At 71.5% G+C, this 25,083-nt stretch carries 22 protein-coding genes; 15 read left to right on the forward strand and 7 right to left on the reverse strand.

The genetic code is table 11. The annotated features are described in order from the left end of the window. The first annotated feature begins 2 nt into the window (after nt 1-2). Nucleotides 3-623, forward strand: a complete 621-nt coding sequence (locus ABFX50_RS21880; protein ID WP_346149070.1) for a hypothetical protein — start codon at nt 3-5, stop codon at nt 621-623. 8 nt (nt 624-631) lie between these two features. Here the strand turns inward: ABFX50_RS21880 and ABFX50_RS21885 are convergent, their stop codons facing one another. After that, entirely contained in the window at nt 632-1,084 is a 453-nt protein-coding gene (locus ABFX50_RS21885) for an NUDIX domain-containing protein (protein WP_346149071.1), read from the reverse strand. A gap of 71 nt (nt 1,085-1,155) precedes the next feature. Here ABFX50_RS21885 and ABFX50_RS21890 point away from each other — a divergent pair, with 71 nt between their 5' ends. Continuing rightward, on the forward strand, nt 1,156-2,079 hold the full coding sequence (locus ABFX50_RS21890; RefSeq protein WP_428834699.1) for an acyl-ACP desaturase: 924 nt from the start codon (nt 1,156-1,158) through the stop codon (nt 2,077-2,079). Nucleotides 2,080-2,086: 7 nt separating this feature from the next. Then, nucleotides 2,087-4,003, forward strand: a complete 1,917-nt coding sequence (locus tag ABFX50_RS21895) for an ABC1 kinase family protein (protein ID WP_346149073.1) — start codon at nt 2,087-2,089, stop codon at nt 4,001-4,003. Nucleotides 4,004-4,006: 3 nt separating this feature from the next. Here ABFX50_RS21895 and arfB read toward each other — a convergent pair whose 3' ends face one another. Continuing rightward, a complete protein-coding gene (arfB, locus tag ABFX50_RS21900; RefSeq protein WP_183659589.1) occupies nt 4,007-4,414 on the reverse strand; it encodes an alternative ribosome rescue aminoacyl-tRNA hydrolase ArfB in 408 nt (135 codons plus the stop codon). Nucleotides 4,415-4,536: 122 nt separating this feature from the next. On the opposite strand from arfB, the gene ABFX50_RS21905 reads away from it, so the two are divergent. The 5 genes from ABFX50_RS21905 (at nt 4,537) to ABFX50_RS21925 (ending at nt 11,896) form a co-directional block, all read left to right on the forward strand. Beyond that, entirely contained in the window at nt 4,537-5,346 is an 810-nt protein-coding gene (locus tag ABFX50_RS21905; protein WP_346149075.1) for a hypothetical protein, read from the forward strand. Between the two features lie 8 nt (nt 5,347-5,354). Continuing rightward, nucleotides 5,355-7,130, forward strand: a complete 1,776-nt coding sequence (locus tag ABFX50_RS21910) for an HSP90 family protein (RefSeq protein WP_344840800.1) — start codon at nt 5,355-5,357, stop codon at nt 7,128-7,130. A 2-nt stretch (nt 7,131-7,132) separates the two neighbouring features. Next, nucleotides 7,133-9,652 carry a hypothetical protein gene (locus ABFX50_RS21915; protein ID WP_346149077.1) on the forward strand — a complete coding sequence of 840 codons (2,520 nt, stop codon included), beginning with the start codon at nt 7,133-7,135 and terminating at the stop codon, nt 9,650-9,652. 62 nt (nt 9,653-9,714) lie between these two features. Then, nucleotides 9,715-11,208, forward strand: a complete 1,494-nt coding sequence (locus ABFX50_RS21920) for an alkaline phosphatase D family protein (RefSeq protein WP_346149079.1) — start codon at nt 9,715-9,717, stop codon at nt 11,206-11,208. A gap of 121 nt (nt 11,209-11,329) precedes the next feature. Further along, on the forward strand, nt 11,330-11,896 hold the full coding sequence (locus tag ABFX50_RS21925; RefSeq protein ID WP_346149081.1) for an HAD family hydrolase: 567 nt from the start codon (nt 11,330-11,332) through the stop codon (nt 11,894-11,896). A 6-nt stretch (nt 11,897-11,902) separates the two neighbouring features. On the opposite strand, the gene ABFX50_RS21930 is transcribed toward ABFX50_RS21925, so the two are convergent. Then, complete coding sequence (locus ABFX50_RS21930) at nt 11,903-13,315, reverse strand: FG-GAP-like repeat-containing protein (RefSeq protein WP_346149083.1); 1,413 nt, start codon at nt 13,313-13,315, stop codon at nt 11,903-11,905. 66 nt (nt 13,316-13,381) lie between these two features. Between ABFX50_RS21930 and ABFX50_RS21935 the strand changes: the two genes are divergently transcribed. Further along, complete coding sequence (locus ABFX50_RS21935) at nt 13,382-14,611, forward strand: cytochrome P450 (protein WP_346149084.1); 1,230 nt, start codon at nt 13,382-13,384, stop codon at nt 14,609-14,611. Here the strand turns inward: ABFX50_RS21935 and ABFX50_RS21940 are convergent. Next, a complete protein-coding gene (locus ABFX50_RS21940; protein WP_346149086.1) occupies nt 14,593-15,981 on the reverse strand; it encodes an MFS transporter in 1,389 nt (462 codons plus the stop codon). The genes ABFX50_RS21935 and ABFX50_RS21940 overlap by 19 nt on opposite strands. Nucleotides 15,982-16,155: 174 nt before the next feature. On the opposite strand from ABFX50_RS21940, the gene ABFX50_RS21945 reads away from it, so the two are divergent. Together ABFX50_RS21945 and ABFX50_RS21950 are read left to right on the forward strand one after the other, a co-directional pair. Continuing rightward, complete coding sequence (locus ABFX50_RS21945) at nt 16,156-17,034, forward strand: AraC family transcriptional regulator (RefSeq protein ID WP_346149088.1); 879 nt, start codon at nt 16,156-16,158, stop codon at nt 17,032-17,034. 59 nt (nt 17,035-17,093) lie between these two features. Then, nucleotides 17,094-17,546 carry an SRPBCC family protein gene (locus tag ABFX50_RS21950; RefSeq protein WP_346149090.1) on the forward strand — a complete coding sequence of 151 codons (453 nt, stop codon included), beginning with the start codon at nt 17,094-17,096 and terminating at the stop codon, nt 17,544-17,546. A gap of 45 nt (nt 17,547-17,591) precedes the next feature. On the opposite strand, the gene ABFX50_RS21955 is transcribed toward ABFX50_RS21950, so the two are convergent. Beyond that, on the reverse strand, nt 17,592-17,972 hold the full coding sequence (locus tag ABFX50_RS21955) for a VOC family protein (RefSeq protein ID WP_346149092.1): 381 nt from the start codon (nt 17,970-17,972) through the stop codon (nt 17,592-17,594). 208 nt (nt 17,973-18,180) lie between these two features. Between ABFX50_RS21955 and ABFX50_RS21960 the strand changes: the two genes are divergently transcribed. From ABFX50_RS21960 to ABFX50_RS21970, 3 genes are all read left to right on the forward strand, one after another. Continuing rightward, on the forward strand, nt 18,181-19,077 hold the full coding sequence (locus ABFX50_RS21960) for a glycosyltransferase family 2 protein (RefSeq protein WP_346149094.1): 897 nt from the start codon (nt 18,181-18,183) through the stop codon (nt 19,075-19,077). A gap of 254 nt (nt 19,078-19,331) precedes the next feature. Next, a complete protein-coding gene (locus tag ABFX50_RS21965; protein ID WP_346149096.1) occupies nt 19,332-19,970 on the forward strand; it encodes a biliverdin-producing heme oxygenase in 639 nt (212 codons plus the stop codon). Nucleotides 19,971-19,979: 9 nt separating this feature from the next. Then, nucleotides 19,980-20,579, forward strand: a complete 600-nt coding sequence (locus ABFX50_RS21970; protein WP_346149098.1) for a TetR/AcrR family transcriptional regulator — start codon at nt 19,980-19,982, stop codon at nt 20,577-20,579. A 19-nt stretch (nt 20,580-20,598) separates the two neighbouring features. On the opposite strand, the gene ABFX50_RS21975 is transcribed toward ABFX50_RS21970, so the two are convergent. Further along, nucleotides 20,599-21,252, reverse strand: a complete 654-nt coding sequence (locus ABFX50_RS21975) for a response regulator (RefSeq protein WP_346149100.1) — start codon at nt 21,250-21,252, stop codon at nt 20,599-20,601. Then, the gene (locus ABFX50_RS21980) at nt 21,249-22,478 is read right to left on the reverse strand and encodes a sensor histidine kinase (RefSeq protein WP_346149102.1); all 1,230 of its coding nucleotides are present in this window, start codon (nt 22,476-22,478) and stop codon (nt 21,249-21,251) included. Before ABFX50_RS21980 ends, ABFX50_RS21975 begins: the two co-directional genes overlap by 4 nt. A 167-nt stretch (nt 22,479-22,645) precedes the next feature. On the opposite strand from ABFX50_RS21980, the gene lon reads away from it, so the two are divergent. Continuing rightward, nucleotides 22,646-25,003 (forward strand): endopeptidase La, encoded by a 2,358-nt coding sequence (lon, locus tag ABFX50_RS21985; RefSeq protein ID WP_346149104.1) that lies wholly within the window; start codon nt 22,646-22,648, stop codon nt 25,001-25,003. Nucleotides 25,004-25,083 lie beyond the last annotated feature (80 nt).

Consider the following 25,083-nt stretch of genomic DNA (forward strand, 5'->3'; position numbering starts at 1 on the left):
CCGTGCACAGGATCTATCTGGAGCTGGGGCCGAAGAAGGTCTTCGCCTGCTCCCTCGACTGGCCCGGCTGGTGCCGGGTGGACAAGTCGGAGGAACTGGCCATCGACCGGCTCACCGGCTACGCGCCCCGCTACTGGGTGATCGCCGAGCGGGCCGGCCTCGACTTCGAGCCCGGCGAGCCGATGGTCGTCGAGCGGGTGAAGGGCAGCTCCACCACCGACTTCGGGGCTCCCGACGCCGAGCCCGCCGCCGACTCCGGGCCCTTCGACGCCGCGACCGCGGCCCGCGACGTGGCGCTGCTGCGCGCGGCGTGGGCGCTGTTCGACGAGTGCGCCGCCGTCACTCCAGAGGAGCTGCGCAAGGGGCCGCGCGGCGGCGGGCGCGACCGCTCCAAGATGGTCGCCCACGTGACGGAGGCCGAGCGCTCCTACGCCCGCCAGCTGGGCGTGAGGTATCCGCCCTTCAAGTCGCAGGCCGACCGCGAGGCCATGCGCGAGGAGCTGGCGGCGGTCCTGCTGGCGGGTGGCTCGGGCGCCTGGTCGAGCCGCTACGCGGCCCGCCGCATCGCCTGGCACGTCATCGACCACCTCTGGGAGATGGAGGACCGCAGGTCGCCCTCGTAGGCGGCGCCTTACCGCTTCGCCAGACGAATGAGGCGGGGCAGTGAGGCGATGTGACCGGCCAGGTAGTCGCCCAGCGCCTCGGGCACCAGGTGCCGGGAGGCGATCTCGGAGGGGTCGAGTCTCAGCCGCTCGACCTCGTAGACGCCGCGGGTGGGGTCGTCCCACTCGGGGCCGTGGCGCAGGGCGGGGTCCATGGAGACCAGGCGGCAGCCGTACACGTGCTGGGTCTTCACCGCGCCCTTGTAGGGATAGGACAGCGTGGTCAGCGGGGTGACGGCGGAGACCACCGCGCCCAGCTCCTCCAGCAGCTCCCTGCGCAGGGTGTGCTCCAGGCTCGCGTCACCGGGTTCGACGTGCCCGCCGGGAACCGACCAGTAGAGCGGCCTGCCGGGGACCGTCCGCCGGAAGAGGACCAGGCGCTCATCGTCGTCGAGTAGGACACCTCGGACACTCGGTTGCATAATGACCCTCCATCTCCCTGAGGTAGCCTAACTTACGGTTGCGTAGCTTGAAGGAGATGATCTTTATGGTGATGAGTCAGACAGAGCTCCTGCACGAGCTGGAGCCCGTGGTGGCGGGCGAGCTCGACCGCCACCTCAAGGTGGCCAAGGAGTGGTTCCCCCACGAGTACATCCCGTGGAGCGAGGGCCGCAACTACGACGGCGTCTTCGGGGGCGACGCCTGGCAGGAGTCCGACTCGACCCTCCCCGAGGCGGCCCGCGTCTCGCTGATCGTCAACCTGCTCACCGAGGACAACCTGCCCAGCTACCACCACGAGATCGCGACCACGTTCGGCCGCGACGGCGCGTGGGGCACCTGGGTCGGCCGCTGGACCGCGGAGGAGGGCAGACACGGCGTCGCCATCCGCGACTACCTGACCGTCTCGCGCGCGGTGGACCCGATCGCGCTCGAGCGCGCCCGCATGGTCCACATGGAGGGCGGCTTCCAGACCGAGTACGGCACCATGCTCCAGCAACTGGCCTACGTCTCCTTCCAGGAGCTGGCCACCCGCATCTCGCACCGCAACACCGGCAGGGCCTCGGGCGACCCCACCTGCGAGCGCCTGCTCGCCAAGATCGCCGCCGACGAGAACCTCCACATGCTCTTCTACCGCAACCTGCTCAAAGCGGCCTTCGACCTCGACCCGAACCAGACGATGCGCGCGATCACCGACGTCGTGACGACCTTCCAGATGCCGGGCTCGACCATCGAGGGCTTCACCCGCAAGGCCATGATCATCGCCCACGAGGGCATCTACGACCTGCGCCTGCACCTCGACGACGTGCTCATGCCCGTCCTGCGCCAGTGGGCGGTCTTCGACAAGAGCGACCTCGACGGCGACGGCGCCAAGGCCCGCGACGAGCTGGCCGCCTTCCTGGAGAAGACCGACGCGACGGCCGCCAGGTTCGTCGAGCGCAGGGAGGAGCGCAAGGCGCGCGCCGCCGCCATGCGATGATCTCCGAATGGCTTTGATGATTGCCATTCCCCTCGCGATCACGCTGATCCTGCTGGCCACGGCGGCGCAGCGTCTGCTCGGCGTCAGATTCGGCGCGGTCCGCACGGCGCTGGCCGCGCTGCTGGCTCTCGCGCTCGCCGGGCCGTTCCTGTCGCCCGTCCTGGAGTCCTTCAGGGGTCTCGACGCCGACAAGGACCCCGGCATCGGGCCGATGTGGGTGCTGATCCTCGTCTCGATGTGCGTGGTGCTGATCCCCATGGTCATCCTGGTGATCGGTGAGGCGCTCGTGCCGCCGGGCTCGGTCCCTGGGCCGATCGAGCTGGTCAGGTCGTTGCGCGGGCGCCTGTCCCGCGCCCGCCGTTACTCCCAGATCACCAGGATCGCCTTCAGGCACGGCCTCGGCCCCTATCTGAGGGGCAGGGGCGGCGACCCCGGCGACAGGAGCGGCAGGGCGCGGCTGGCCCGCTCGCTGCGCGAGGCGCTCGACGACGGCGGCGTCACCTTCGTCAAGCTCGGCCAGGTGCTGTCCACCAGGCGCGACCTGCTCCCGCCCGAGTTCATCGACGAGCTCGGGCGGCTGCAGGACCACGTCAACCCCGCGCCGTGGGAGCAGATCTCGCAGGTCGTGGACCTCGACGCGTTCGCCTCCTTCGACCGCACCCCGCTGGCCGCCGCCTCGATCGCCCAGGTCCACGCCGCCCGCCTGCACACTGGCGAGGAGGTCGTCGTCAAGGTCCAGCGCCCCGGCATCGGGGCGGTCGTCGCCAGGGACCTCGACATCGTCGCCAGGCTGGCCGCCACGCTGGAGACCAGGACGAGGTGGGGCCGCTCTCTCGGCCTCAAGGAGCTGGCGGCCGGCTTCTCCGTCGCCCTGCGCGAGGAGCTCGACTTCCGCGTCGAGGCGGCCAACATGGCCGCGGTCGCGGCCTCGGGCGGCGGCGCGGTGACCTATCCGGCGCCGCACACCCCGCTCTGCAGCGAGAAGGTGCTGGTCATGCAGCGCCTGTCGGGCAAGCCGCTGAGCACCGCCCAGGACTTCGAGGGCCCCGCGCTGGCCCGCACGCTGCTCGACTGCCTGCTGCGGCAGATCCTGCTCGACGGCGTCTTCCACGCCGACCCCCATCCCGGCAACATCATGCTGCTGTCCGACGGCTCGGTCGGCCTGCTCGACTTCGGCTCGGTCGGACGCCTCGACGCCTCCCTGCGCGCGGCGCTGCAGCGCTTCCTGATGGCCATGGACAGGCAGGACCCCCTCGGCGTGACCGACGCGCTGCTCGAGGTCGTGCCCAGGCCCGAGGAGATCGACGAGGCGGCGCTGGAGCGGGCGCTCGGCCAGTTCATGGCCAGGCACATGGGGCCGGGGACGGACAGCGCCGTGATGTTCACCGACCTGTTCAAGATCGTCTCCGAGTACGGCCTGTCGATCCCGCCCGAGGTCGCGGCGGTCTTCAGGGCGCTGGCCACGCTCGAGGGCACACTGGTGCGGCTCTCGCCCGGCTTCAACCTGATCGGCGAGGCCAGGGAGTTCGCCGCCCGCTACCTGGCCGAGCAGATCGGCCCCACCACGGTGAAGGAGGCGGTGGCCCAGGAGGTCACCGCGCTGCTGCCGATGCTGCGCCGCCTGCCCAGGCGGGTGGAGCGCATCGCCAGCGCGGCCGAGCACGGCCGCTTCTCGATGAACGTGCGGCTGCTCGGCGACGAGCGCGACCGGCGCTTCCTGACCGGCCTGCTGCACCAGACGCTGCTGACGGTGCTCGGGGCGACGGCGGGGCTGATGGCGGTGATGCTGCTGGGCATCGAGGGCGGACCCACCGTGATCACGGGACGGATGTCGCTGTACGAGCTGATCGGCTACAACCTGCTGGTGATCAGCGCGATCCTGGTCCTGCGCGTGCTCATCCTCGTCTTCCGCCCGCGCGAGTGAGCGTCAGATCTCGCGGCGCAGGCGCTTGACGTCGGCGCGCTGCTTCTTGGCCGACAGGCGGCGCTCGACCGAGCCCCTGCTCGGCTTGGTGGGACGGCGCCGCTTGGGCGGTGGCGCGATGGCCTCCCTCACCCGCTGGGCCAGGCGCTGAGCGGCGGCCTCACGGTTGCGCAGCTGGGAGCGGTACTCCGACGCCGCCACGGTGATCACCGGGGACGGCAGCCGCTCCAGCGCCCTGGCCTTCAGCGCCTCGGGCAGCGCCGAGGTGGCCGAGAGGTCGAACAGCAGCTCCACCCGGCTGTCGGTGGTGTTCACCCCCTGGCCACCCGGCCCCGACGAACGGGAGAAACGCCACACGAGCTCGTCGCCTGGAATGGCGATCGAGTCGTTGACGATCAACGGGCCTGTCATGCGGAACACCTCCTCTTCCGGAACCGTACCCGGGTGACATATGCCCGCGGCAACGCAATTTTCCCCTGCAACCATTCCGCAAGCCGCCGATGGCACCATTTCCCGAAACGTGGGGAGTGATCATGGCGGGGATCGTCGGTGTGCACGGCATCGGCAAGTACAACTACTACCTCCAGTCCGGCAGGTCCGTGGAGGGCGCGGCGGAGGCGATGCGGGTCAAGTGGAACCGCTATCTCGGGGCGGGTCTCGGGGGCGAGCCCGGCGTCTGCTTCGCCGAGGTGGCCTACTACGCCCATCACCTCAACGACCACGGCAAGGTCAGGCGGGTGGAGGAGATGCGCGCCGCCGAGGAGCGGGTCTTCGTCGAGTGGGCCAGGCAGCTCGGGGTGGGGGAGAGCTTCACCGGCGCCCTGAAGGCGCTCACCGGATGGCTGCTGGCCAGGCTCGACACCAGGGCGGCGGCCTTCGCCGCGCTGTTCTGCCCCGAGGTGGCGGCCTACCTCACCGACGAGGCCAGGCGCGAGCGCTGCCGCCGGGACGTGGCCGAGGTGCTGAGGCGGCGCGCCCCGCGCGTGGTGGTCGCGCACTCCCTGGGCAGCGTCGTCGCCTACGAGACCCTGCACGCCAACCCCGACATCGAGGTGGACCTGCTGATCACCCTCGGCAGCCCGCTCGGCATGCGCAACGTGGTCTTCGAGCGGCTCTATCCCGCTCCCGCGGACGGCAGGGGCGAGCGGCCCAAGGGCGTGAAGCGCTGGGTCAACATCGCCGACAGGCACGACATCGCGGCCATCCCTCCCGGGCTCGGCGGCTGCTTCACGGGCGTGGACGCCGAGGCGCTGGTCGACCTCGACTGGCTCGACTTCCACACCGTGGAGAAGTACCTCGGCTGCGGCGCACTGAACGCGCACCTACGGCCATTCCTGGCATAGTGACGCGGGTGGAAAATGCCTTTCAAGTGGATCTGCGTGGTGTCGTCGACCTGCTGAGCCGCCACCTCTACTCCAGTCCCCGCGTCTACGTGCGAGAACTGCTGCAGAACGCGGCCGACGCCATCACCGCACGCGGGGAGGGCGAGGGCCGGATCGCGATCGAGGTGGGCGAGGGCGGCCCCGCGGGTCTCGTGCGCGTGCACGACAACGGGATCGGCCTGACCGAGGCCGAGGTGCACACGCTGCTGGCCACGATCGGCCGCTCCTCCAAGCGCGACGAGCTCGGCTTCGCCAGGCACGAGTTCCTCGGCCAGTTCGGCATCGGGCTGCTGTCGGGCTTCCTGGTGGCCGACGAGATCCACGTCGAGACCAGGTCGGTGACCGGCACCCCCACCGTGAGCTGGATCGGAAGGTCCGACGGCACCTACTCGGTGGCCGCCGCGGCCACCGAGCGCGAGGAGCCGGGCACGACCGTCACGCTGAAGGCACGCAGGGACGCCGCGGAATGGGTCGACGAGCGCACCGTCACCGAGCTGGCCGCGCTGTACGGCTCGCTGCTGCCCGGCAGGGTGAGCGTGAACGGCGTCGCCACCACCGTCGAGGGCCCGCCGTGGCTGGCCGCGCACGAGACCCCCGACGCGCGCAGGGCCGCGCTGCTGGAGTACGGCAGGCAGCTGTTCGGGTTCACCCCCTTCGACGTCATCGACCTGGACGTGGCGGAGGCCGGACTCACCGGCGTGGCGTTCGTCCTGCCCAGCCCCGCCAACCCGACCGCGCGCGCCACCCACCGCGTCTACCTCAAGCGCATGCTGCTCACCGAGCGCGCCGAGGGCGTGCTGCCCGACTGGGCCTTCTTCGCCCGCTGCGTGCTGGACGCGGGAGAGCTGCGCCCGACCGCGAGCCGCGAGGCGCTCTACGAGGACGACCTGCTGGAGCACACCCGCGACCAGCTCGGCCGCCAGCTGCGCGAGTGGCTGGTCAGGCTGGCCGAGACCGACCCCGCCAGGCTGCGCGCCTTCCTGCGCCTGCACCACCTCGGCGTCAAGGCCCTGGCCCTGCACGACGACGACATGCTGCGCCTGGTCGACAGGTGGCTGGAGTTCGAGACCAGCGACGGCCCCATGACGCTCGCCCAGTTCAGGACCCGCCATCCGAAGGGCCGCTTCACCTCGAGCGTGGACGAGTTCCGCCAGCTGTCGGCCGTGTCGGGCGCGCAGGGCGTCGGCCTGGTCAACGGCGGCTACGTCTACGACAGCGACATCTTGCAGCGCCTGCGCCGAATCGACCCCGACGCGGGTCTCGAGCGCCTCGACCCGGGCGAGCTGGCCACCCACCTAGGGCCCGTGGACCCCGGAGCCGACCTGGCGGCCAGGCCGTTCATCACGGCGGCGGCCCGCGTGCTCGACCCGCTCGGCTGCGAGCTGGTCCTGCGCGACTTCGACCCCGCCTCGCTGCCCGCCCTCTACCTGACCAGCCGCGCCGCCGAGCACCAGGCCGAGCTGCGCGAGGCCCGCGAGGCCGCCGACGACCTGTGGGCCGACGTGCTGGGCGCGATGGAGCGCACGGTCGCCGCCGAGCGCCCCCGACTGGTGCTCAACCACCGCAACCCGCTGGTGCGGCGCGTGGTCCTGCTCAAGGACCTGTCGCTGGCCGCCACCGCCGTGGAGGCGCTGTACGGCATGGCGCTCCTGCACGGTCACCACCCCCTGCGCGCCGCCGACACCGCCGCCCTGAACCGTTCGTTCCTCGGCCTGCTCGACTGGGCCGTCCTCGGCAAGGAGTGACCATGGCCGACGTGGAAGAGATGCTGGACCAGGCCCGTGAGATGCCGTACGGCGAGGCCAGGTCGATCCTGCTCGAACAGGCGCTCAAGGCCGCCGCCCACGACAGGGAGCTGGCCTTCGAGGTGCGGCTGGAGCTGACCGAGGCCTACCAGTACGGCGCCGAGCCCGCCAAGTCCTTCGCCACCTTCTCCCGCAGCGTCGCCGAGTACGACGCCGACCCCGGGCGCTGGTCGGACTGGCACACCTACAGCCTGCTGTGGCAGTTCAAGTGGATCGCCAGCGACATGCGCCGCTTCCCCGAGATCCCGCTCCAGCGCGCCTACGACGCGCTGGAGGAGATGGAGCGCCGCTACACCCAGGCGGGCTACGGCTCGCACGCCATCCACACCCAGCGCACCTACGTCGCCGAGCACATCGGCGACAGGGCCGCCGCCGACGAGTGGTTCCACAGGTGGCAGACCACCCCGCGCGACGACATGTCCGACTGCGAGGGCTGCGACCCCAGCGGCAAGGTCTGGCACCTGGCCTGGATGGGCCGCGACGAGGAGGCCATCGAACTGGCCGCGCCCGTCGTCGCGGGGCACCTGACCTGTCACGTCCAGCCGCAGGGCATCCTGAGCAACCTGCTGCTGCCGTACGTGCGGACCGGCAGGCTCGAGGCCGCGGCGGCGGCGCACCTGCGCGCCTACCGGCTGGTCCAGGGCGACGCCAACTACGTCGACGACTTCGGCGACCACATGGAGTTCTGCGCGCTCACCGGCAACGAGACGCGCGGCCTGGAGATCCTCCAGCGCGAGCTGCCGCTGCTCGACCGCTCGCCCACGCCCAGCGACCGCATGCACTTCGCCGGCTGCGCCGCGCTGCTGCTGCGCCGCCTCGAGGACCTCGGGCACGGCGGGCTGACCGTCCGCCGTGACGGCAGCGACGTGCCGCTGGACCGGCTGCGGGCCGAGCTGGAGAGCGACGCGCGCGACCTGGCCGCCCGCTTCGACGCCCGCAACGGCACCGGCGAGCAGACCCGCAGGCTGGAGGCGCGCCTGGCGGCCGAGCCGCTGGTGGAGCACCTGCCGCTGACCCCGCACGCCCGCAGGGTGGCCATCCCCGTCACCCAGCCGGTCGCGCCGCCCCCCGCCGCCGGCCCCGCCGAGCTGCTCGACCTGGCCGAGGAGGCCTGGCGGCGCAGCGACCTCGACGCCGCCTTCGCCGCGTGGGAGCGTTACGACGCCGTCAGCGGCGAGGCGAACGGGCGGCGCACGGACGCGCTCGGGCTGGCGGCCGTCCTGGAAGGCGAGCCGGAGGAGGCCGTGCGGCTGTGGGAGCGCGCGGCCGAGCTGCACGGGCAGGCGGGCGACGAGGTGCGGCGGCAGATCACGCTCGGCAGGATCGGCCTGCTCACCCAGGACGTGGCTCTGGTGGAGGAGACCCACCGGTGGCTGCTCGCGCACGGCGACGAGAGCAGGCGCAGCGGCTCGCTGTCCCGCCTGGCCCAGGCCTACGCGGGGGCCGGCAGGACCGAGGAAGCGGTCGCCGCGCTCCAGGGCGCGAAGGAGGGCACGCTGCTGTCACTGCTGGCCCAGCTGCAGGTCGACGAGCCCGTCGCGGTGGAGACGGCCCGCGCGGCCCGGCAGGCGCTGAGGGCCGAGGGCGACGTGCTGACCCTCGCCAGGACCGCGCTGCTGCACGGCCGGCTCATCCAGCGGCACGGCGGCGACCTGGAGGAACTGCTCGGCGCCTTCGGCGAGGTGCTGGCCGTGGCGCCCCGCTCGGAGGCGGAGCTGCGCGCCGTCGCGCACGCCTCCAGGGGCGAGGTGCTGGTCATGGTGGACCGCGCCGCCGAGGCGGCCGAGGACCTCATCGAGGCCGTGGCCCTGTTCACCGCGCTCGGCAGCCCTGACAGCGCCGCGCTCGCCAGGGTGGACCTGGCCACCGCCTACCTCGCCACCGGCAGGCCGATGGACGCCGCGGTCACCGCCGAGGAGGCCATGGCGCTGCTCGACCCCGACGACCTGGACAACAGGACGGCCGTCCAGTGGGCCCGCGCCAACGCGCTCGGCCTGCTCGACGACCACGAGGGCGCGCTGGCCGACTTCACCGCCCTGATCCCGCTCTACAAGGAGCCGATGCAGGCCGCCAGGGCCGCCGACTCGGCCGCCAGGGTCCTGGACAGGCTCGACCGCGACGCCGAGGCCGCCGAGGCGTTCGCCACCGCCGCCGGGTACTACGAGGCGGCGGGCAGCTCGGGGGACAGGGGCCGCATGCTGCGCCGCCGCGCCCTCTCGCTGCACTGGGCGGGGGAGAGCGAGCGGGCGCTGGAGGCGGGCGAGCAGGCTCGCCCGCTGCTGGAGGACGAGCCCTTCGAACTGGCCACGCTCGCCTACGACCAGGCTCGCGTGCTGCAGGCGCTCGACCGCAATCCCGAGGCGGTGGCCCGCGCCCGCGAGGCGCTGGAGCAGTTCACCGCGCTCGGCGACTCCGACGCCGCCGAGACCGCGAAGGAGCTGCTGGGCTGGCTGGAGGACTGATGTTCATCTCCGCTTGACTCGGCTGTCATGGCCGGGTCAGCGGAGCAGGACATACCTGGGGCGTGGAACGCAGAACCTTCCTCGCCGCGACGGCCGCCTCCTTCCTCCTTCCGCCCTCCCGATCCCTGGCAGGCGACCCCTTCACGCTCGGGGTCGCCTCCGGAGACCCCTCCACGGACGGCTTCGTGCTGTGGACCCGCCTCGCGCTCGACCCGCTCAGCGGGGACGGCAGGGGCGGCATGCCCTCCCGCTCCCTCGACGTCGAGTGGCAGATCTCCACCGACGAGCGCTTCTCCAAGGTCGTCAGGTCCGGCACGGCCACCGCCTCGCCCGGCGCCGCGCACAGCGTGCACGTCGAGGCCAGGGGGCTGGAGCCCGGCAGGGAGTACTTCTACCGCTTCAGGAGCGAGGGCAGGCTGTCGCGCACCGGCCGTACCAGGACCACACCCGTCGGCGCGCAGCCGCTCACCTTCGCCGTGGCCGCCTGCGCCCACTACGAGCACGGCTACTACACCGCCTACCGCCGCCTCGCCGAGCAGGAGCCCGACCTGGTCGTGCACCTGGGCGACTACATGTACGAGTACGGCCCGAGCGGCTACACCGCGCTGGCGGGCAAGGTCCGCACGCACACCCCGGGCAAGTGCGCCACGCTGGCCGACTACCGGCTGCGCCACGCGCAGTACAAGAGCGACCGCGACCTGCAGAAGGCGCACGCCGTCGCCCCCTGGCTCGTCGCCTTCGACGACCACGAGCTGGAGAACAACTGGGCGGGCCCGGTCTCGAGCACCGGCGCCCCCGGCTTCGCCCGCCGCCGCGCGGCCGCCTTCAGGGCCTACTACGAGAACATGCCGCTGCGCAGGGCCAGCCTCCAAGGCGCGGTGCTGCGGGTGAACAGGCGCGTCTCCTGGGGCACGCTGGCCCGTTTCCACCTGCTCGACACCCGCCAGTTCCGCGACGACCAGGCCTGCATGGACGGCGTGCGCGCCTCCTGCGACGAGCGCCTGTCGGCCCGCCGCACGCTCCTCGGCGACGACCAGCGGCGCTGGCTGTCGGAGGGCCTGCGCTCCTCCACCACCCGGTGGAACCTCCTCGGCCAGCAGATCATGATGGCCCAGCGCGACTACAAGGTCGGCCCGGGACGCGAGGTCAACCTCGACTCGTGGGACGGCTACGCCCCCGAGCGGACCAGGCTGCTCGGCTGGCTCCAGGAGACCTCCAACCCCGTCGTCCTGACCGGCGACGCCCACATGCACCACGACGCCGAGCTCAAGCTCGACTTCGACGACCCCTCCTCGCCCGTGGTCGCCCGCGAGCTGGTCGCCTCGTCCATCGCCAGCGACGGCGACGGCTACCGCGACAAGGCCTGGATCGCCGAGGCGCTGGCGGAGAACCCGCACATCTCCTACATCGACCAGCGCCGCGGCTACCTGGCCGCCAGGCTCACCTCCACCGAGCTGTCCGTCGACTTCCGCACCCTCGACTACATCTCCCGCAAGGGCGCCCCCGCGAAGACCACCAAGACCGTCACCATCCACGCCGCCGCATCGGCCGGATAGACACGTTGACGGCCTTTCCCCCTCTCTGACGCCGAAGAGCGGCCTGGTCCATGCGGATGCCGCCCGAGTCCGAGGCCACCACCCTGGACGATCTCGCGCACGACTGGTGGGATTGATCCCCATGAACTGGGTCCTGTTCGACTACGGAAACGTCCTGTCCCTCCCTCAGCCGCACTCCGACGTCGAGGCCATGGCCCAGGCCACGGGCCTCGACCTGCCCGCCTTCAGGCAGGGCTACTGGAAGCACCGCCTCGAGTTCGACAGGGGCACGCTCAGCCCCCAGGAGTACTGGTCGCTGGCGCTCGGACGGCAGGCGGGCGAGCAGGAGGTCGACGGGCTCGTCGATCTCGACGTGGCCAGCTGGTCGCACGCCAACGAGGGCACGGTCGCGATCATGCGGCGGCTGCCGCGCGTGGCGCTGCTGTCCAACGCGCCGGTCTGCCTCGCCGACGGCATCGACCGCCTGCCGTGGATGGCCGGGATCGAGCCGCGCTTCTACAGCGGCAGGATGGGCATGGTGAAGCCCGACAGGGAGATCTATCTCGCCGTCCTGGAGGGGCTCGGGGCCGAGCCCGGCGAGGTGACGTTCGTCGACGACCGGCTGGAGAACATCGAGGCCGCCGAGCACGCGGGCCTGGTCGGCGTCCACTTCCGCGACGCCTCCGACCTGGAGCCGCTGCTGCGCTGACCCCGCTCAGCCGAAGGCGTAGCCGTACAGGCCGGGGCCGCTGGCGAGCCTGCGCGCCTTGGCGGGGCGCAGGCCCGCCGACGAACCGGGCACCAGCGTGACCACTCCCCGCCCCGGCGCGGCCACGACCAGGCCGTGGACGGGGCGGCGCACCGACAGCGTGCGGTAGCGGCCGACCGAGGGCAGCGCGGCCAGCGAGGCGCCGAAGTCCCGGCCGCTGCCCTTGATCAGCAGGTCGCGGTGCCTGCTCAGCCCGCCTCGCCTGCCGCCCGCCAGCACCTGCACCGCGTTCTCGCCCGGCACGCCCACCGCCAGCTCGGCGTTTCCATCGCCGTTGAAGTCGCCGGCGGCCAGCGCCGCGCCGAACCTGTCGGAGTAACGCGGCGTCCCCTTGAGCAGCCGCTGCGTCCACGCCTCCCAGCGTCCGGTTCCGTAGCGGACGTGCACCATGCCGTCGCCGTAGTCCATGGCGCGCTGGTTGGCGCTCAACCCCTCACCGGGCACGCCGATCGCCAGGTCGTCGCGGCCGTCGGCGTCGAAGTCGGCGGCGGCCAGCGAGCCGCCGAAGGCGTCCCACTTCTCCGCGGCGCCCTTCACCCCCTGGCTCGACTGCGTGTACTGGACGTTCCTGCGGGTGCGCGGGTTCACCACCGTCACCGAGCCCTGACCGTCGAAGCGGACGGTGTCGGCGGGCGCGCCGATCGCGATCTCGTCCTTGCCGTCGCCGTCGAAGTCGCCGGTGGTCAGCGCCGCGCCGAACTGGTCGGTGACCGCGCCCCGCTGGCGCAGGCCCTTCTGGGTGAGCTGGTAGCGCGCGCGGCTCTTGAATCCGTGGACGACGACCGCGCCGCCCCCGCCCATCGCGGGAGCGCCGATGACCAGTTCGTCGGCTGCGTCGCCGTCGAGGTCGCCTGCCGCCAGCGCCGCGCCGTACCGGTCGGAGCCGCGTCTGGAGGGCGACAGCTGCCTGCCGGCGGTGAGGCCGCCCGTCGAGCCGTGGAAGAGCTGGACGGCGCCGTTGCCGTCGGCGCCGGGAACCGGCGCGCCGAAGAACTCCTCCGACACCCCGACCGCGAGGTCGCCGCAGCCGTCGCCGTCGAAGTCGCCCGCCGCGAGCGCCGAGCCGAAGGAGTCGCCGTTCTCTGGGTTGCCTGGAACGCCGGGCGTGGCCTGGGAGAGGCGCTCCTTGCGGCCCGAGCCGTACATGATCGTGACCGCGCCCGCGCGGGCGTGACCGTCCACGCTGTCGTACGGCGCGGCGATCGCCAGGTCGGCCAGCCCGTCGCCGTCGAAGTCGGAGGGGCGCCCCGCGCACTCCTTCACCGAGGCGGCGGCGGCGGGGGAGGTCGTCGAGGGCAGCGGCAGCAGGGGCAGGGCGAGGCAGGCGGCGGCGAGCAGGGCGGTACGAGAGACGTCCATGCTGGGATGGTCCCCAGGCCCGTAGAACCCGGCCTTAACGCCCAGGGAACGTGCCAGGATAGACGGGTGGACATCGACCTCGCGGACCTGGACTTCTGGCGCAGACCACTCAAGGAACGGCACGAGGCGTTCGCCAGGCTCAGGCAGGCCGACCTGCCCGTCTTCTTCCCCGAGAAGAAGGTCCCGCTGCTGCGTTCGGGCACCGGCTTCTACGCCCTGGTCCGCCACGCCGACGTCGTCGAGGCCAGCCGCAACGCCAAGGTCTTCTCCAGCGAGCCCGCCGTCACCAACCCCGAGCCGCCCGGCTGGGTCAAGCACGTGTTCGGCGAGTCGATGGTCAACATGGACGACCCCCGCCACGCCAGGCTGCGGCGCATCGTCTCGCGCGCCTTCAGCCCCAGGATGCTGCAGGGCCTGCAGGCCGACATCGAGAAGGCCTGCGCGCGCATCGTCGACGACGTGATCGCCAAGGGTCCTGGCGACTTCGTCTCCCAGGTGGCCGCGCGCCTGCCCATCCACGTCATCTGCGACATGATGGGCATCCCCGAGAGCATGCGGGCCAAGGTGCACGAGCACGTCGACGCCTCCACCGCCTACAGCGGCGTACGGCCCAGCCTGCTGCAGAGCGCCAGGCTGGCGGGCAAGAACGTGGTGGCGCTGCTGGCCCTGCAGCGCATGGTCATCCAGCTGGGCCACGAACGGGTCGCCGAGCCGGGCAAGGACCTCGTCTCCGCCCTGGTCACCGCCAACCCCGACGGGGAGAAGCTGACCGACAAGGAGCTGGGCTCCTTCTTCGCGCTGCTGCTGGTGGCGGGCAACGAGACCGCGCGCAACACGATGGCCCACGGCATCAAGCTGCTCACCGACCACCCCGCCCAGCGCGAGCTGCTGATGTCCGACTTCGACGGCCACGTCAACGGCGCCATCGAGGAGATGGTCAGGCACGTCTCGCCGATCATCCAGTTCCGCAGAACCGTCACCGAGGACTTCGCGCTGCGCGGCCTTGAGCTGAAGAAGGGCGACCGCGTGGTCCTCTTCTACGGCTCGGCCAACCGCGACGAGGAGGTCTTCCCCGACGCCGACGCCTTCGACATCACCCGCGACACCAAGCCGCACGTCGGCTTCGGCGGCCCAGGCCCGCACTTCTGCCTCGGGGCCAACCTGGCCAGGCAGGAGATGCGGACGATGTTCCGCGAGCTGCTGACCAGGCTGCCCGACATCAGGTCCGTGGGCGAGCCCGAACTGCTGGTGTCCAACTTCGACAACAGCGTGCGCAGTCAGTCCTTCACCTTCTGAGGCGCCAGCACGTTCGTGGTGATGGTGAAGAAGGTGATCAGCGCAGACACGGCCATCATGCCCGCGCTGATCAGCATGGCCTTGGTGAAGCCCACGTCGAAGCGCGCGGGATCCCCGAGCGCGTCACCGACCAGGCCGACGAAGGGCGGGATCGCCGCCACCGCCAGCAGGCTGCCGGTGCGGGCGACGGCGTTGTTGACGCCGCTGGCCGTACCGGCGTAACGCTCCTGGGCGGTGGCCAGCACGGTCGCGGTCAGCGGCGCGACGGCCGCGGCCAGACCGAGGCCGAAGACGGTGACGGCCGGCAGCACCTGCAGCCAGTAGCTTGAGCCCTCGCCGATCGTGCTCATGAGCAGGAACCCGACGCCCGCCACGAGGATGCCGATCGTCATCGGCAGTCGCGGGCCGTACCGCCTGGCCGTCTCGCCCGCCCGCGCCGACAGCAGCATCATCAGCGCCGTCACCGGCAGCAGCGCCGCGCCCGCGGCGACCTCGGAGAAGCCCGCGACCACGATCAGCTGCAGGGTCAGCAGGAAGAAGACCACGCCCATGGCCGCGTACATGATCAGCGTCACCACGTTGACGGCGGTGAACACGCGGTTGTTGAACAGGCTCACAGGCACCAGCGCATCCGGCGACCTGCGGATCTGCACCGCCACGAAGGCGACGGCCAGCACCACGCCCACGACCAGCGGAATCGGCTGGCCGCTCTCGATCAGCCCGTAGGTGATGCCGGCCAGCGCGAGCGCGGCCAGCACCGAGCCGAGCACGTCGAAGCGGCCCGCCGCCTGCTCGTCCTTCGACTCGGGCACGTGCCTGAGCGTGGTCAGGACGACGATCGCGGCGAACGGCAGGTTGATCAGGAAGGCCCAGCGCCAGCCCGCGGTCTGCACCAGCCAGCCGCCCAGCAGCGGGCCGATCGCGCTGGCCACACCGCCGAGCCCGGACCAGGCGCCCACCGCCCTCGGCCGGTCCTCGCGCACGAAGCTCGCCTGGATGAGCGCCAGCGAGCCCGGCGTGAGCAGCGCGCCGCCCACTCCCTGGAGGGCGCGGGCCAGCACCAGCGTCTCGACGTTGGGCGCGGCGCCGCACAGCGCCGAGGCCAGCGCGAACCACACGGTGCCGATCAGGAAGATCTTGCGACGGCCGAAGCGGTCGCCGAGGGAGCCGCCGAGCAGGATGAGCCCCGCGAGAGTGAGGGTGTAGGCGTTGATCGTCCACTGGGCTCCCGCCATGTCGGCGCCGAGCTCCCTGCTCAGGGCGGGCAGCGCGACGTTGACGATCGTGCTGTCGAGCATGGCCAGGCCTGAGCCGAGCACGGTGGCGGCCAGGATCCACCGGCCCTGAGGGGATTTGAGCTGGACTTCCATGACGGCAATCTTGTCGTAGCCCTCTGACAGGACTGGACACCCCCCTCCCAGGCGAGCCCCCTGTGACCATGCACGAGCACCTCCGGTGGGTCCGGCCTCCAGGGGGTGTCGAGCATGGGGCGCCCATCGGCCTTGGTCCCGGTGAGGGTGAACATCGCCGACTAGACTCGCAGCGTGTTCGACTCGCCTGACTTCGATCTGGCGTCCTATGCCGGCTTCGATACGCCGGTGTACGCGCGGCACACGTACAACAGCTGGGACGACGCCGGTTGGCGATCACTGCTCGTCCAAGGCTTCGACCACGCGCGCGAGGTCGAGCACCTCGCGCTCCCCGCGGTGTCCGACCTGCATCTCGTGCTCTGCTTAGCCGGAAGTGCGGACATGTGGACACATGCCGGTGGCAGGCCCGTCCGGCGCCGCTGGGTTCCCGGCCATCTGGAACTCATGGTCCCCGGCCGCGCGAGCTCACTCAGCTACCGGGCGACGCCAGGGTTGAGCACCATCCAGGTCCACCTTCCCTCGCCGACCGTGCGGCAGGTCGCCGGAGCGCTGGGCGGTCGTGCGCCCGACTTCGAGGCGCTGTCGGCCGTCCTGCGAGGGGGAGATCCGGTTGTCGAACAGCTCCTCCGCTCGCTGCCGGGCGCCGGCGACGTCGGCGACCTGTACGCGGAGTCCGCCGCGGCGTTCCTCGCCACGCACCTGCTGACCCGCGGCAGGAACGAACGCCTGCCCGGGCCCGAGCACGCCGCCGTCAGGGCAGGCGTCGCCATCATGCGGCAGCGCCTGGCAGAGCCTCTGACGCTGGCCACCATCGCCGCCGAGGTTCATCTGAGCGTGTACCACTTCGTCCGCGTTTTTCGGCAGGCCACCGGCCAGACGCCCCACCGCTACCTCACCCGGTTGCGGATCGAGCAGGCGCAGCGGCTGCTGTCCACCAGCTCCCTCACCATCGAGCAGATCGCCGGGCGGTGCGGGTTCGCCAGTCCGGGCGCGCTGTCGTCGGCCTTCCTGCGCCAGACCGGTGTCCGGCCCTCGGCGTACCGCAAGAACTGATCGATCCTCGGCAATCGCGCGCATGTCCCAGGAAGGCGGCGGAGCCTACGTTGGGGCTCATGCCGTACTCCTATGCCGTGACCGCACGCTCGAAAGCCGATCCTGATGCCGTCTTCGCGGCGCTCACTCACGCGGCCACCTGGCCGGTGTGGTCGCCGATCGGCTCGGCCGACGTCGAGGACGGCGACGCCATGGGCCGGCAAGAGGTCGGCGACACCAGGATCTTCCGCACCGGCCGTCACGTCGCCCGGGAGCGGATCGTCGAGCTGATCACCGACCGGCGGTTCGTCTACGACAACGTGGGCGGTCCTTTCCGGTCCTACCGCGGGACCGTCGATCTCACCCCGGTACCCGCAGGCGGCACCGACATCGCCTGGTCCGCCACCTTCGAGCCCAAGCTGCCGCTCTCGGGTGGTTTCTGGCGGTGGTACCTGACCCGCTTCATGCGACGCATGGCAGACGGTCTCGCCGCATACGCCGATGGGGGAACCGTGGACGGAGGCGTCGAGTGACTTTCAGGCGGCTCGCGGCTGTCTCTGCCCCTCCTCGACCCCTTCCTAAGCTCCTTGGGGATGCCGCCGGTACAGCAGGCAGAACTCGTTGCCCTCAGGGTCGGCCAGCACGACGAACCCCTCGTCGCCCTTCTGGCCGACGTCGACGCGCGTGGCGCCCAGCCCGACCAGCCGCTTCACCTCAGCGTCCACATCGACTCCGTCGGGGACATGGAGGTCGGGATGGTTGCGGTTCTTGTCGCGCTTGGGGGCGTCCGTCGGCTGAAGCCAGACCGTCAACGAGCCTCGCGGCGCGTCCGCCGGCGGCCACAGGTGCGGGCCCTCGCCGTCGTGCTCGATCTCGTAGCCCAGCGCCGCCGACCAGAACGCCGCCATCTTCCGGCTGTCGTGGACGTCGAGCGTCCACTGCGCGAACCGGCTCGTCATGATGTCTCCCCTCTTCGATTCTGGCCTCGCCCTCCATCTGTTTCACCGATCGGCCTCGCCATTCAACCCGGCGCCCTCCCGCCGACGCAGCCGCCCGTCCAGGGGTGAAGGCCCCATAGGGTGACTGAGGTCACATTCGGGCGGAACGTGCCAGGCGGGGCGTGATCGTTAGGGTGGTGGCTGACCGCACCCCCCGGGAGACACGGCATTGTTCACCTTCGTCATCCCCGCGCACAACGAAGAGGCCACCGTCGCCGCCATCGTCGGGCAGGCGCGCGCCGCCGCAGGGCCGGGCGACAGGATCCTGGTCGTCGACAGCGCCTCGACCGACGCCACCGCGCGGCGTGCCGCCGAGGCGGGGGCGGAGGTCCTGAGCGGGCCGAAGGGCAAGGGCGCCGCGATGAACGCCGCGATCGACGTGGCCGGCACCGAGTGGGTGTGCTTCCTCGACGCCGACCTGGTCTCCTCGGAGCTCAACGTCGCCGCCGAACTCCGCGCGGCAGCCGCCTCCGGCACCGCGGGACACGTGGTGGGCGACTACGAATACGATCACCCCGGCACGATCCTCAGCTCGACGTTCACCATCTACGAGCCGCTGACCGAGAGGTTCTTCCCTGAGACGGGGTTCATGGGGGCGAACGCGCTGACCGGCTACCGGGCGGTGCGCCGGTCGCTGCTCACCGAGCCGCTTCCTGCGGACTTCGGGGTGGAGTCCTTCCTCAACATCACGCTCGCGCTGGCCGGTGCGCGGGTGCAGGTTCGCCATCTGGGTGTCATCGGCAGCCGGTTCCGTCCCACGGGCGGCGCGATGGCCCGCGAGATCGGCACGGCCATCCTCGACCTGGCCGAGGCGCACGGCCGTCTCGACAGCGGCGAGCGTGGGGCGTGGGAGGCGTGGCTGGAGGAAGGCGTCGCCGCCATCGCACCGCAGGCGGCCGACGGCGGCAGGTCGGCTACGCTGGCGCGCCTGTTCGCCGCGGTCCGTCGGCCGATGCCGTCCACTCCCGCACCCCGGCAACCTCGAGAGCGGACCACGGACGGACGCCACATCCCGGGCGTGCTCACCCGGACGTGCCCCAACTCGATCCGCGTGCACGGCGGCTGACCCGGCCCCGGTGATCGCACGCTGTCCGGCGGCTCCGACGGGTTTCGGCGCAGTCCGCGCGACGGCGTCTGGTGGCTCGGCCCGGTGACCTGGGGTGGCTGTCCGGCAGGCCTGATCGGGATCACCGGTGTGGATCTATCGGCGGGGTGATCGAGCGCCTCGCCAGGCAGCCCGTGGTCGCCCTGACCCCAACGTTTATGACATGGTGTCGTCATCGACTTGACGTGAGTCGCCGGTTTTGGTGACACTGTGTCATGACCTTCTCCGAGACCCTTCGCGCGGCCACCTGGAGCGACCACGAGTCGGCCGAGGGCGAGAGCTATCTCACCGAGCTGATGGCGGGACGGCTCAGCGCCGAGGAGTACGGCGAGATGGTCGCCCAGCACTACTTCGCCTACCTCGCGCTCGACGGAGCGGCCGAGCGGCTGGCCGAGCACCCCGTCGCAGGGCGCTTCGTCTTCCCCTCGCTGTACCGTCAGCGGGCGCTGGAGCGGGACCTGGCGACGATCTACGGCCCCACGTGGGAGTCGCGCATCGCTCCGTCCAAGGCGACCAGGACCCTGGTGGCCCGCATCGAGCAGGTCTCCGACTGGCCGGGCGGCTACATCGCCCACCACTACACCCGCTACATGGGAGACCTGTCGGGCGGCCAGTTCATCAGGATGGAGCTGCAGAAGATCTACGGCTACGGCAAGGGCGGCGGCGTCGACTTCTACGTCTTCGACGAGATCGGCTCGCTGCCGCGCTTCAAGAACGAGTATCGCGCCCGCCTCGACGCCCTCGCGCTCGACGAGGCGGAGGAGCAGCGGATCATCCGCGAGGTGCGGCTGGCCTACCAGCTCAACACCGAGGTGCTGGCCGAGCTGCTGCACACGGTCAGGTCGGCGGCCTAGCATAGGCCCATGCCCAGGATCAGCGCCGCCACGATCGGCGAGCACCGCGCCCAGACGCAGGACCGCATCCTGCAGGCGGTCTCGCGGCTGTCGCGCGTCCAGGGCATCGACGCGATCTCGATGACGGACGTGGCGCACGAGGCCGGCATCACCCGCACCGTGCTCTACAACTACTACCCCGACAAGGCGGCGCTGCTGCTCGCCTTCACCGAGCGCGTGACGCACTACTTCATCGAGGCCTACACCGCGCAGCTGCCGCCGTCGGCCTCGCCCTCGGAGCGGCTGCGCGCCTTCGTCAGGCTGCAACTGGCCGGGCTCGTGGCGCATCCGCATCCCGGCGCCGCGGGGCTCAGCGCCTCCCTCGGCCCCGACGCCTACCAGCAGCTGGCCGACCACGTGGCGCCGATGCAGCGCATCCTGGTCGAGATCCTCGACAGCGGCGCCGCCTCGGCGGACTTCCACCTGCAGGACGTCGAGGCCACCGCACGCATGATCATGGCCGTCATCGGAGCCGAGCGGGAGCCGCTGATCAGCGGGCGGGTGAGCGTGGAGGCGGCCGAGGAGATCGTGTCGGGCTTCGTGCTCCGCGCGCTCGGCAGCGCCTCCTGATCAGGTCGCGCCGCCTCGCTCACTCGCCGGGGCGCACCAGCCCCGTCTCGTAGGCGTAGACGATCGCCTGGGCCCTGTCGCGCAGGTCGAGCTTGGTCAGCACCCTGCCCACGTGCGTCTTCACCGTCTGCTCCGCCACCACGAGCCTGGAGGCGATCTCCTGGTTCGACAGTCCCTGCGCGATCAGCGTCATCACCTCGGTCTCCCGTTCGGTCAGCTCGGCCAGCCGCTTCACCGTGGGCGCCCTCGGCCCGCCCAGCCTGGCGAACTCGTGGATCAGCCGCTTGGTGACGGCGGGCGCGATCAGCGCGTCGCCCGCCGCCACCACCCGCACCGCCTCGGCCAGCTGCGCGGCAGAGGCGTCCTTCAGCAGGAACCCGCTGGCGCCCGCCCGCAACGCCTCGTAGACGTAGTCGTCCAGGTCGAACGTGGTGAGGATGAGCACCTTGGTGCGGGCGGAGGCCATCAGCCGCCTGGTGGCCTCCAGCCCGTCCATGACCGGCATCCTGACGTCCATCAGCACCACGTCGGGCGCCAGCTCGGCGACCCTTTCCAGCGCCTCGGCGCCGTTGGCGGCCTCGCCGACCACCTCGATGTCGGGCTGGCTGCTCAGGAAGACGGTGAACCCGGTGCGCACCATGCCCTGGTCGTCGGCGATCAGCACCCTGATCATGACGCTCCCTCCAACGGCAGCACGGCTTTCACCTCGAACCCGCCCCCTTCCATGGGGCCCGTCTCCAGCGACCCGCCCAGCAGCGAGGCCCGCTCCCTCATGCCCAGCAGCCCGTGCCCCGCGCCGCGCGGGCCGCCCGGCCTGCTCGCGGGGCCGTTCGTGACCCGGATGCGCAAGTGGTCGTCCCTGACGAGCTCCACGGCCACGGTCGAGCCCGGCGCGTGGCGCATGGCGTTGCTGAGGGACTCCTGCACGATCCTGTACGCCGAGACCTCCACGGCCTTCGGCAGCCCGTCGAGCTCGCCGGAGCGTTTCACGAGGACGGCCAGGCCCGCCGTCCGGGCGTTGGCCACGAGCTCGTCCATCCTGTCGAGCCCGGGAGCGGGCGCGGTGTCGGTGCGGCCGTCCTCGTCGCGCAGCACGCCCAGCACCTGGCGCAGCTCCTTGATCGCCTCCAGTGACAGCCCGCGGATCTGCGCGAGCCCCGCATCCAGGCGCGCGGGGTCGCCCCCCGCCTCCAGCGGTACGGCCTCGGCCTGGATCGCGATCACCGACAGGTGGTGGGCGACGACGTCGTGCAGCTCGCGGGCTATGCGCGCCCTCTCGGCCAGGACCGAGCGCTCCTCGACGGCCGTGTCCCTGCTCAGGGTGGCGCTGCGCCGCACCCTGACGTTGTAGCCGAACAGGACGACCACGCTCAGCGCGATGCCCGCAGGCACCACCGACTCCCCGAGGACGAACCACGCGGCCACGAGCGAGATCGCCCACACCGCCGACGTGATCCGTCTGTCGCACCTGACGGCCACGGAGTAGAGGACCAGCAGGCACATGATGGCGCCCTGCATCAGGAAAGAGCGGGCTCCGTCGAGCAGGTGGCTCATCCACAGCGCCGAAGGAAGGAGCGCGAGAGCCAGCCGCCATGCCGCCAGCGGCCAGCGGTCGCGCAGCGCGACAGGCAGCGAGAAGCCGGTCGCGGTCAGCCAGAGCAGCCACATCGGCTGCGGTGCGGCTTCGGTCAGGTTCGTCAGGTCGCTGAGGACGGTGCCGAACAGCGCCCAGGCCAGCAGGAGATCGGCCACCTGCACCAGATCGAGGTGGTCGAAGGGCAGCAGGCCGCGCAGCGGCCTGGGCATCGCAGGGCGCAACCTGCGCGAACGTGGGGACGCGGGGTCGGCCTCGCCCCTGAAGAGCGCGAGCCTGAAGGGCTGGACGACGGCCGAGATCACCGCAACAGCCTACGAGGCTCTGACCAGGCCCGCATCAACCCTGAGAGTGATCCCTCGGAGGTATCACTTACATCATTACGATCGCTGTGAGCGAACATCGGCAACTTCGGGAACATTGGAGGGCTCTCGTTAATTGAGTCGGTATAACTCAACCCTTTGGAGTTCAGATGAGTGAGAGCTTGATCCTCCCGGTCCTGCCACTCGACGACGAGGTGGTCCTGCCGGGCATGGTGGTCCCTCTGGACCTGTCCGACTCCGAGGTCCGGGCTGCGATCGACGCGGCTCAGGCTTCTGGTCTCAACAAGCCGCGGGTGCTCCTCGTTCCCAGGATCGACGGCCGTTACGGCGCCGTCGGCGTCCAGGCCGTGGTGGAGCAGGTCGGAAGGCTCCCAGGGGGTGAGCCCGCCGCCGTCGTCCGTGGCGTCAACAGGGCCAGGGTCGGCAAGGGCACGACGGGCCCGGGCGCGGCCCTGTGGGTGGAGGTGCTCACGGTCGACCCCGTCCAGGTCGGCGAGCGGGCACAGGAACTGGCCAAGGAGTACAAGGCCCTGGCCACCACCATCTTGCAGAAGCGCGGCGCGTGGCAGGTGGTCGACCAGGTCAACCAGATCGACGACCCCTCCGTGCTGGCCGACAGCTCCGGCTACACCCCTTGGCTGAGCACCGCGCAGAAGGTGGAGCTGCTGGAGGCCCCCGACCCCGCCGACCGGCTGGCCAAGCTGGTCGAGTGGTCGCGTGAGCACCTGGCCGAGCTGGACGTGGCCGAGACGATCCGCAAGGACGTCCAGGAGGGCATGGAGAAGCAGCAGCGGGAGTTCCTGCTGCGCCAGCAGCTGGCCGCGGTCCGCAAGGAGCTCAAGGAGCTCAACGGCGACACCGAGACCGAGGAGGAGGACTACCGCGCCCGCGTGGAGGCGGCCGACCTCCCCGAGAAGGTGCGTGAGGCCGCGCTCAAGGAGGTCGACAAGCTGGAGCGGACCTCCGACCAGTCGCCTGAGACCGGCTGGATCCGCACGTGGCTCGACACCGTCCTCGACATCCCGTGGAACGAGACGAGCGACGACAACTACGACATCGCGGGCGCCCGTGAGGTGCTCGACGCCGACCACACCGGCCTCGACGACGTGAAGGACCGCGTCATCGAGTACCTGGCCGTGCGCAAGCGCCGCCAGGACAAGGGCCTCGGCGTGGTGGGCGGCCGCCGCAGCGGCGCCGTCCTCGCTCTGGCGGGCCCTCCCGGAGTCGGCAAGACGTCGCTGGGTGAGTCCGTGGCGCGCGCCATGGGCAGGAAGTTCGTCCGCGTCGCCCTCGGCGGCGTGCGCGACGAGGCGGAGATCCGCGGACACCGGCGCACCTACGTCGGCGCGCAGTCCGGCCGCATCGTCAGGGCGATCCGCGAGGCGGGCTCGATGAACCCGGTCGTGCTGCTCGACGAGATCGACAAGGTCGGCGCCGACTACCGGGGCGACCCGACGGCCGCCCTGCTCGAGGTCCTCGACCCCGCGCAGAACCACACCTTCCGCGACCACTACCTGGAGGTCGAGCTCGACCTGTCGGACGTGCTCTTCCTCGCGACGGCCAACGTCCTGGAGGCCATCCCGGGGCCGCTGCTCGACCGCATGGAGGTCGTCACCCTCGACGGCTACACCGAGGACGAGAAGGTGGCCATCGCCCGCGACCACCTGCTGCCCAAGCAGCTGGAGCTGGCGGGCCTGACCGCCGAGGAGGTCACGGTGGAGGAGGCGGCGCTGCGCAAGCTGGCCGCCGAGTACACCCGCGAGGCGGGCGTGCGCTCCCTCGAGCGCTCGATCGCCAGGATCCTGCGCAAGGTCACGGCCAAGGACGCGCTGCCGTCCGTCGTCGGCGAGGACAGCCTGGTCGACTACCTGGGCAGGCCGCGCTTCGTTCCCGAGGCGTCGCTTCCCGAGTCCAAGCAGCGCACCTCGGTGCCCGGCGTGGCCACCGGCCTCGCGGTGACCGGGGCGGGCGGAGACGTCCTGTACGTCGAGGCGTCGCTGGCCGACCCCGAGACGGGCGAGACGGGGCTGACCCTCACCGGCCAGCTGGGCGACGTGATGAAGGAGTCGGCGCGGATCGCGCTGTCCTACCTGCGCTCGCACGGCGCGGAGCTGGAGCTGCCCGTCACCGCGCTGAAGGACCGCTCGGTGCACGTGCACTTCCCCGCGGGCGCCGTCCCCAAGGACGGCCCCTCGGCGGGTGTCACGCTCACCACGGCCCTGGCCTCGCTGCTGTCGGGACGGCTGGTCCGCAACGACGTGGCGATGACCGGCGAGATCTCCCTCACCGGCAGGGTGCTGCCCATCGGCGGCGTCAAGCAGAAGCTGCTGGCGGCGCACAGGGCGGGCATCACCACCGTGCTCATCCCCGCCCGCAACGAGCCCGACCTGGACGACCTGCCCAAGGAGGTCCGCGACGAGCTGACCATCCACGCGGTGAGCGACGTGCGCGAGGTCCTCGACATCGCGCTCGCCCCCGCGAAGGTGGCGCAGACGGCCGCCGCGTGACCGCGGCCGTCTGACCGTCGCCCCTGAGCCGCCCCGCCGTCACCGTACGGCGGGGCGGCTTCCTCACGTGCGACGGCCTC

Source organism: Nonomuraea recticatena (genome assembly GCF_039533245.1).
GTDB lineage: Bacteria > Actinomycetota > Actinomycetes > Streptosporangiales > Streptosporangiaceae > Nonomuraea > Nonomuraea roseola.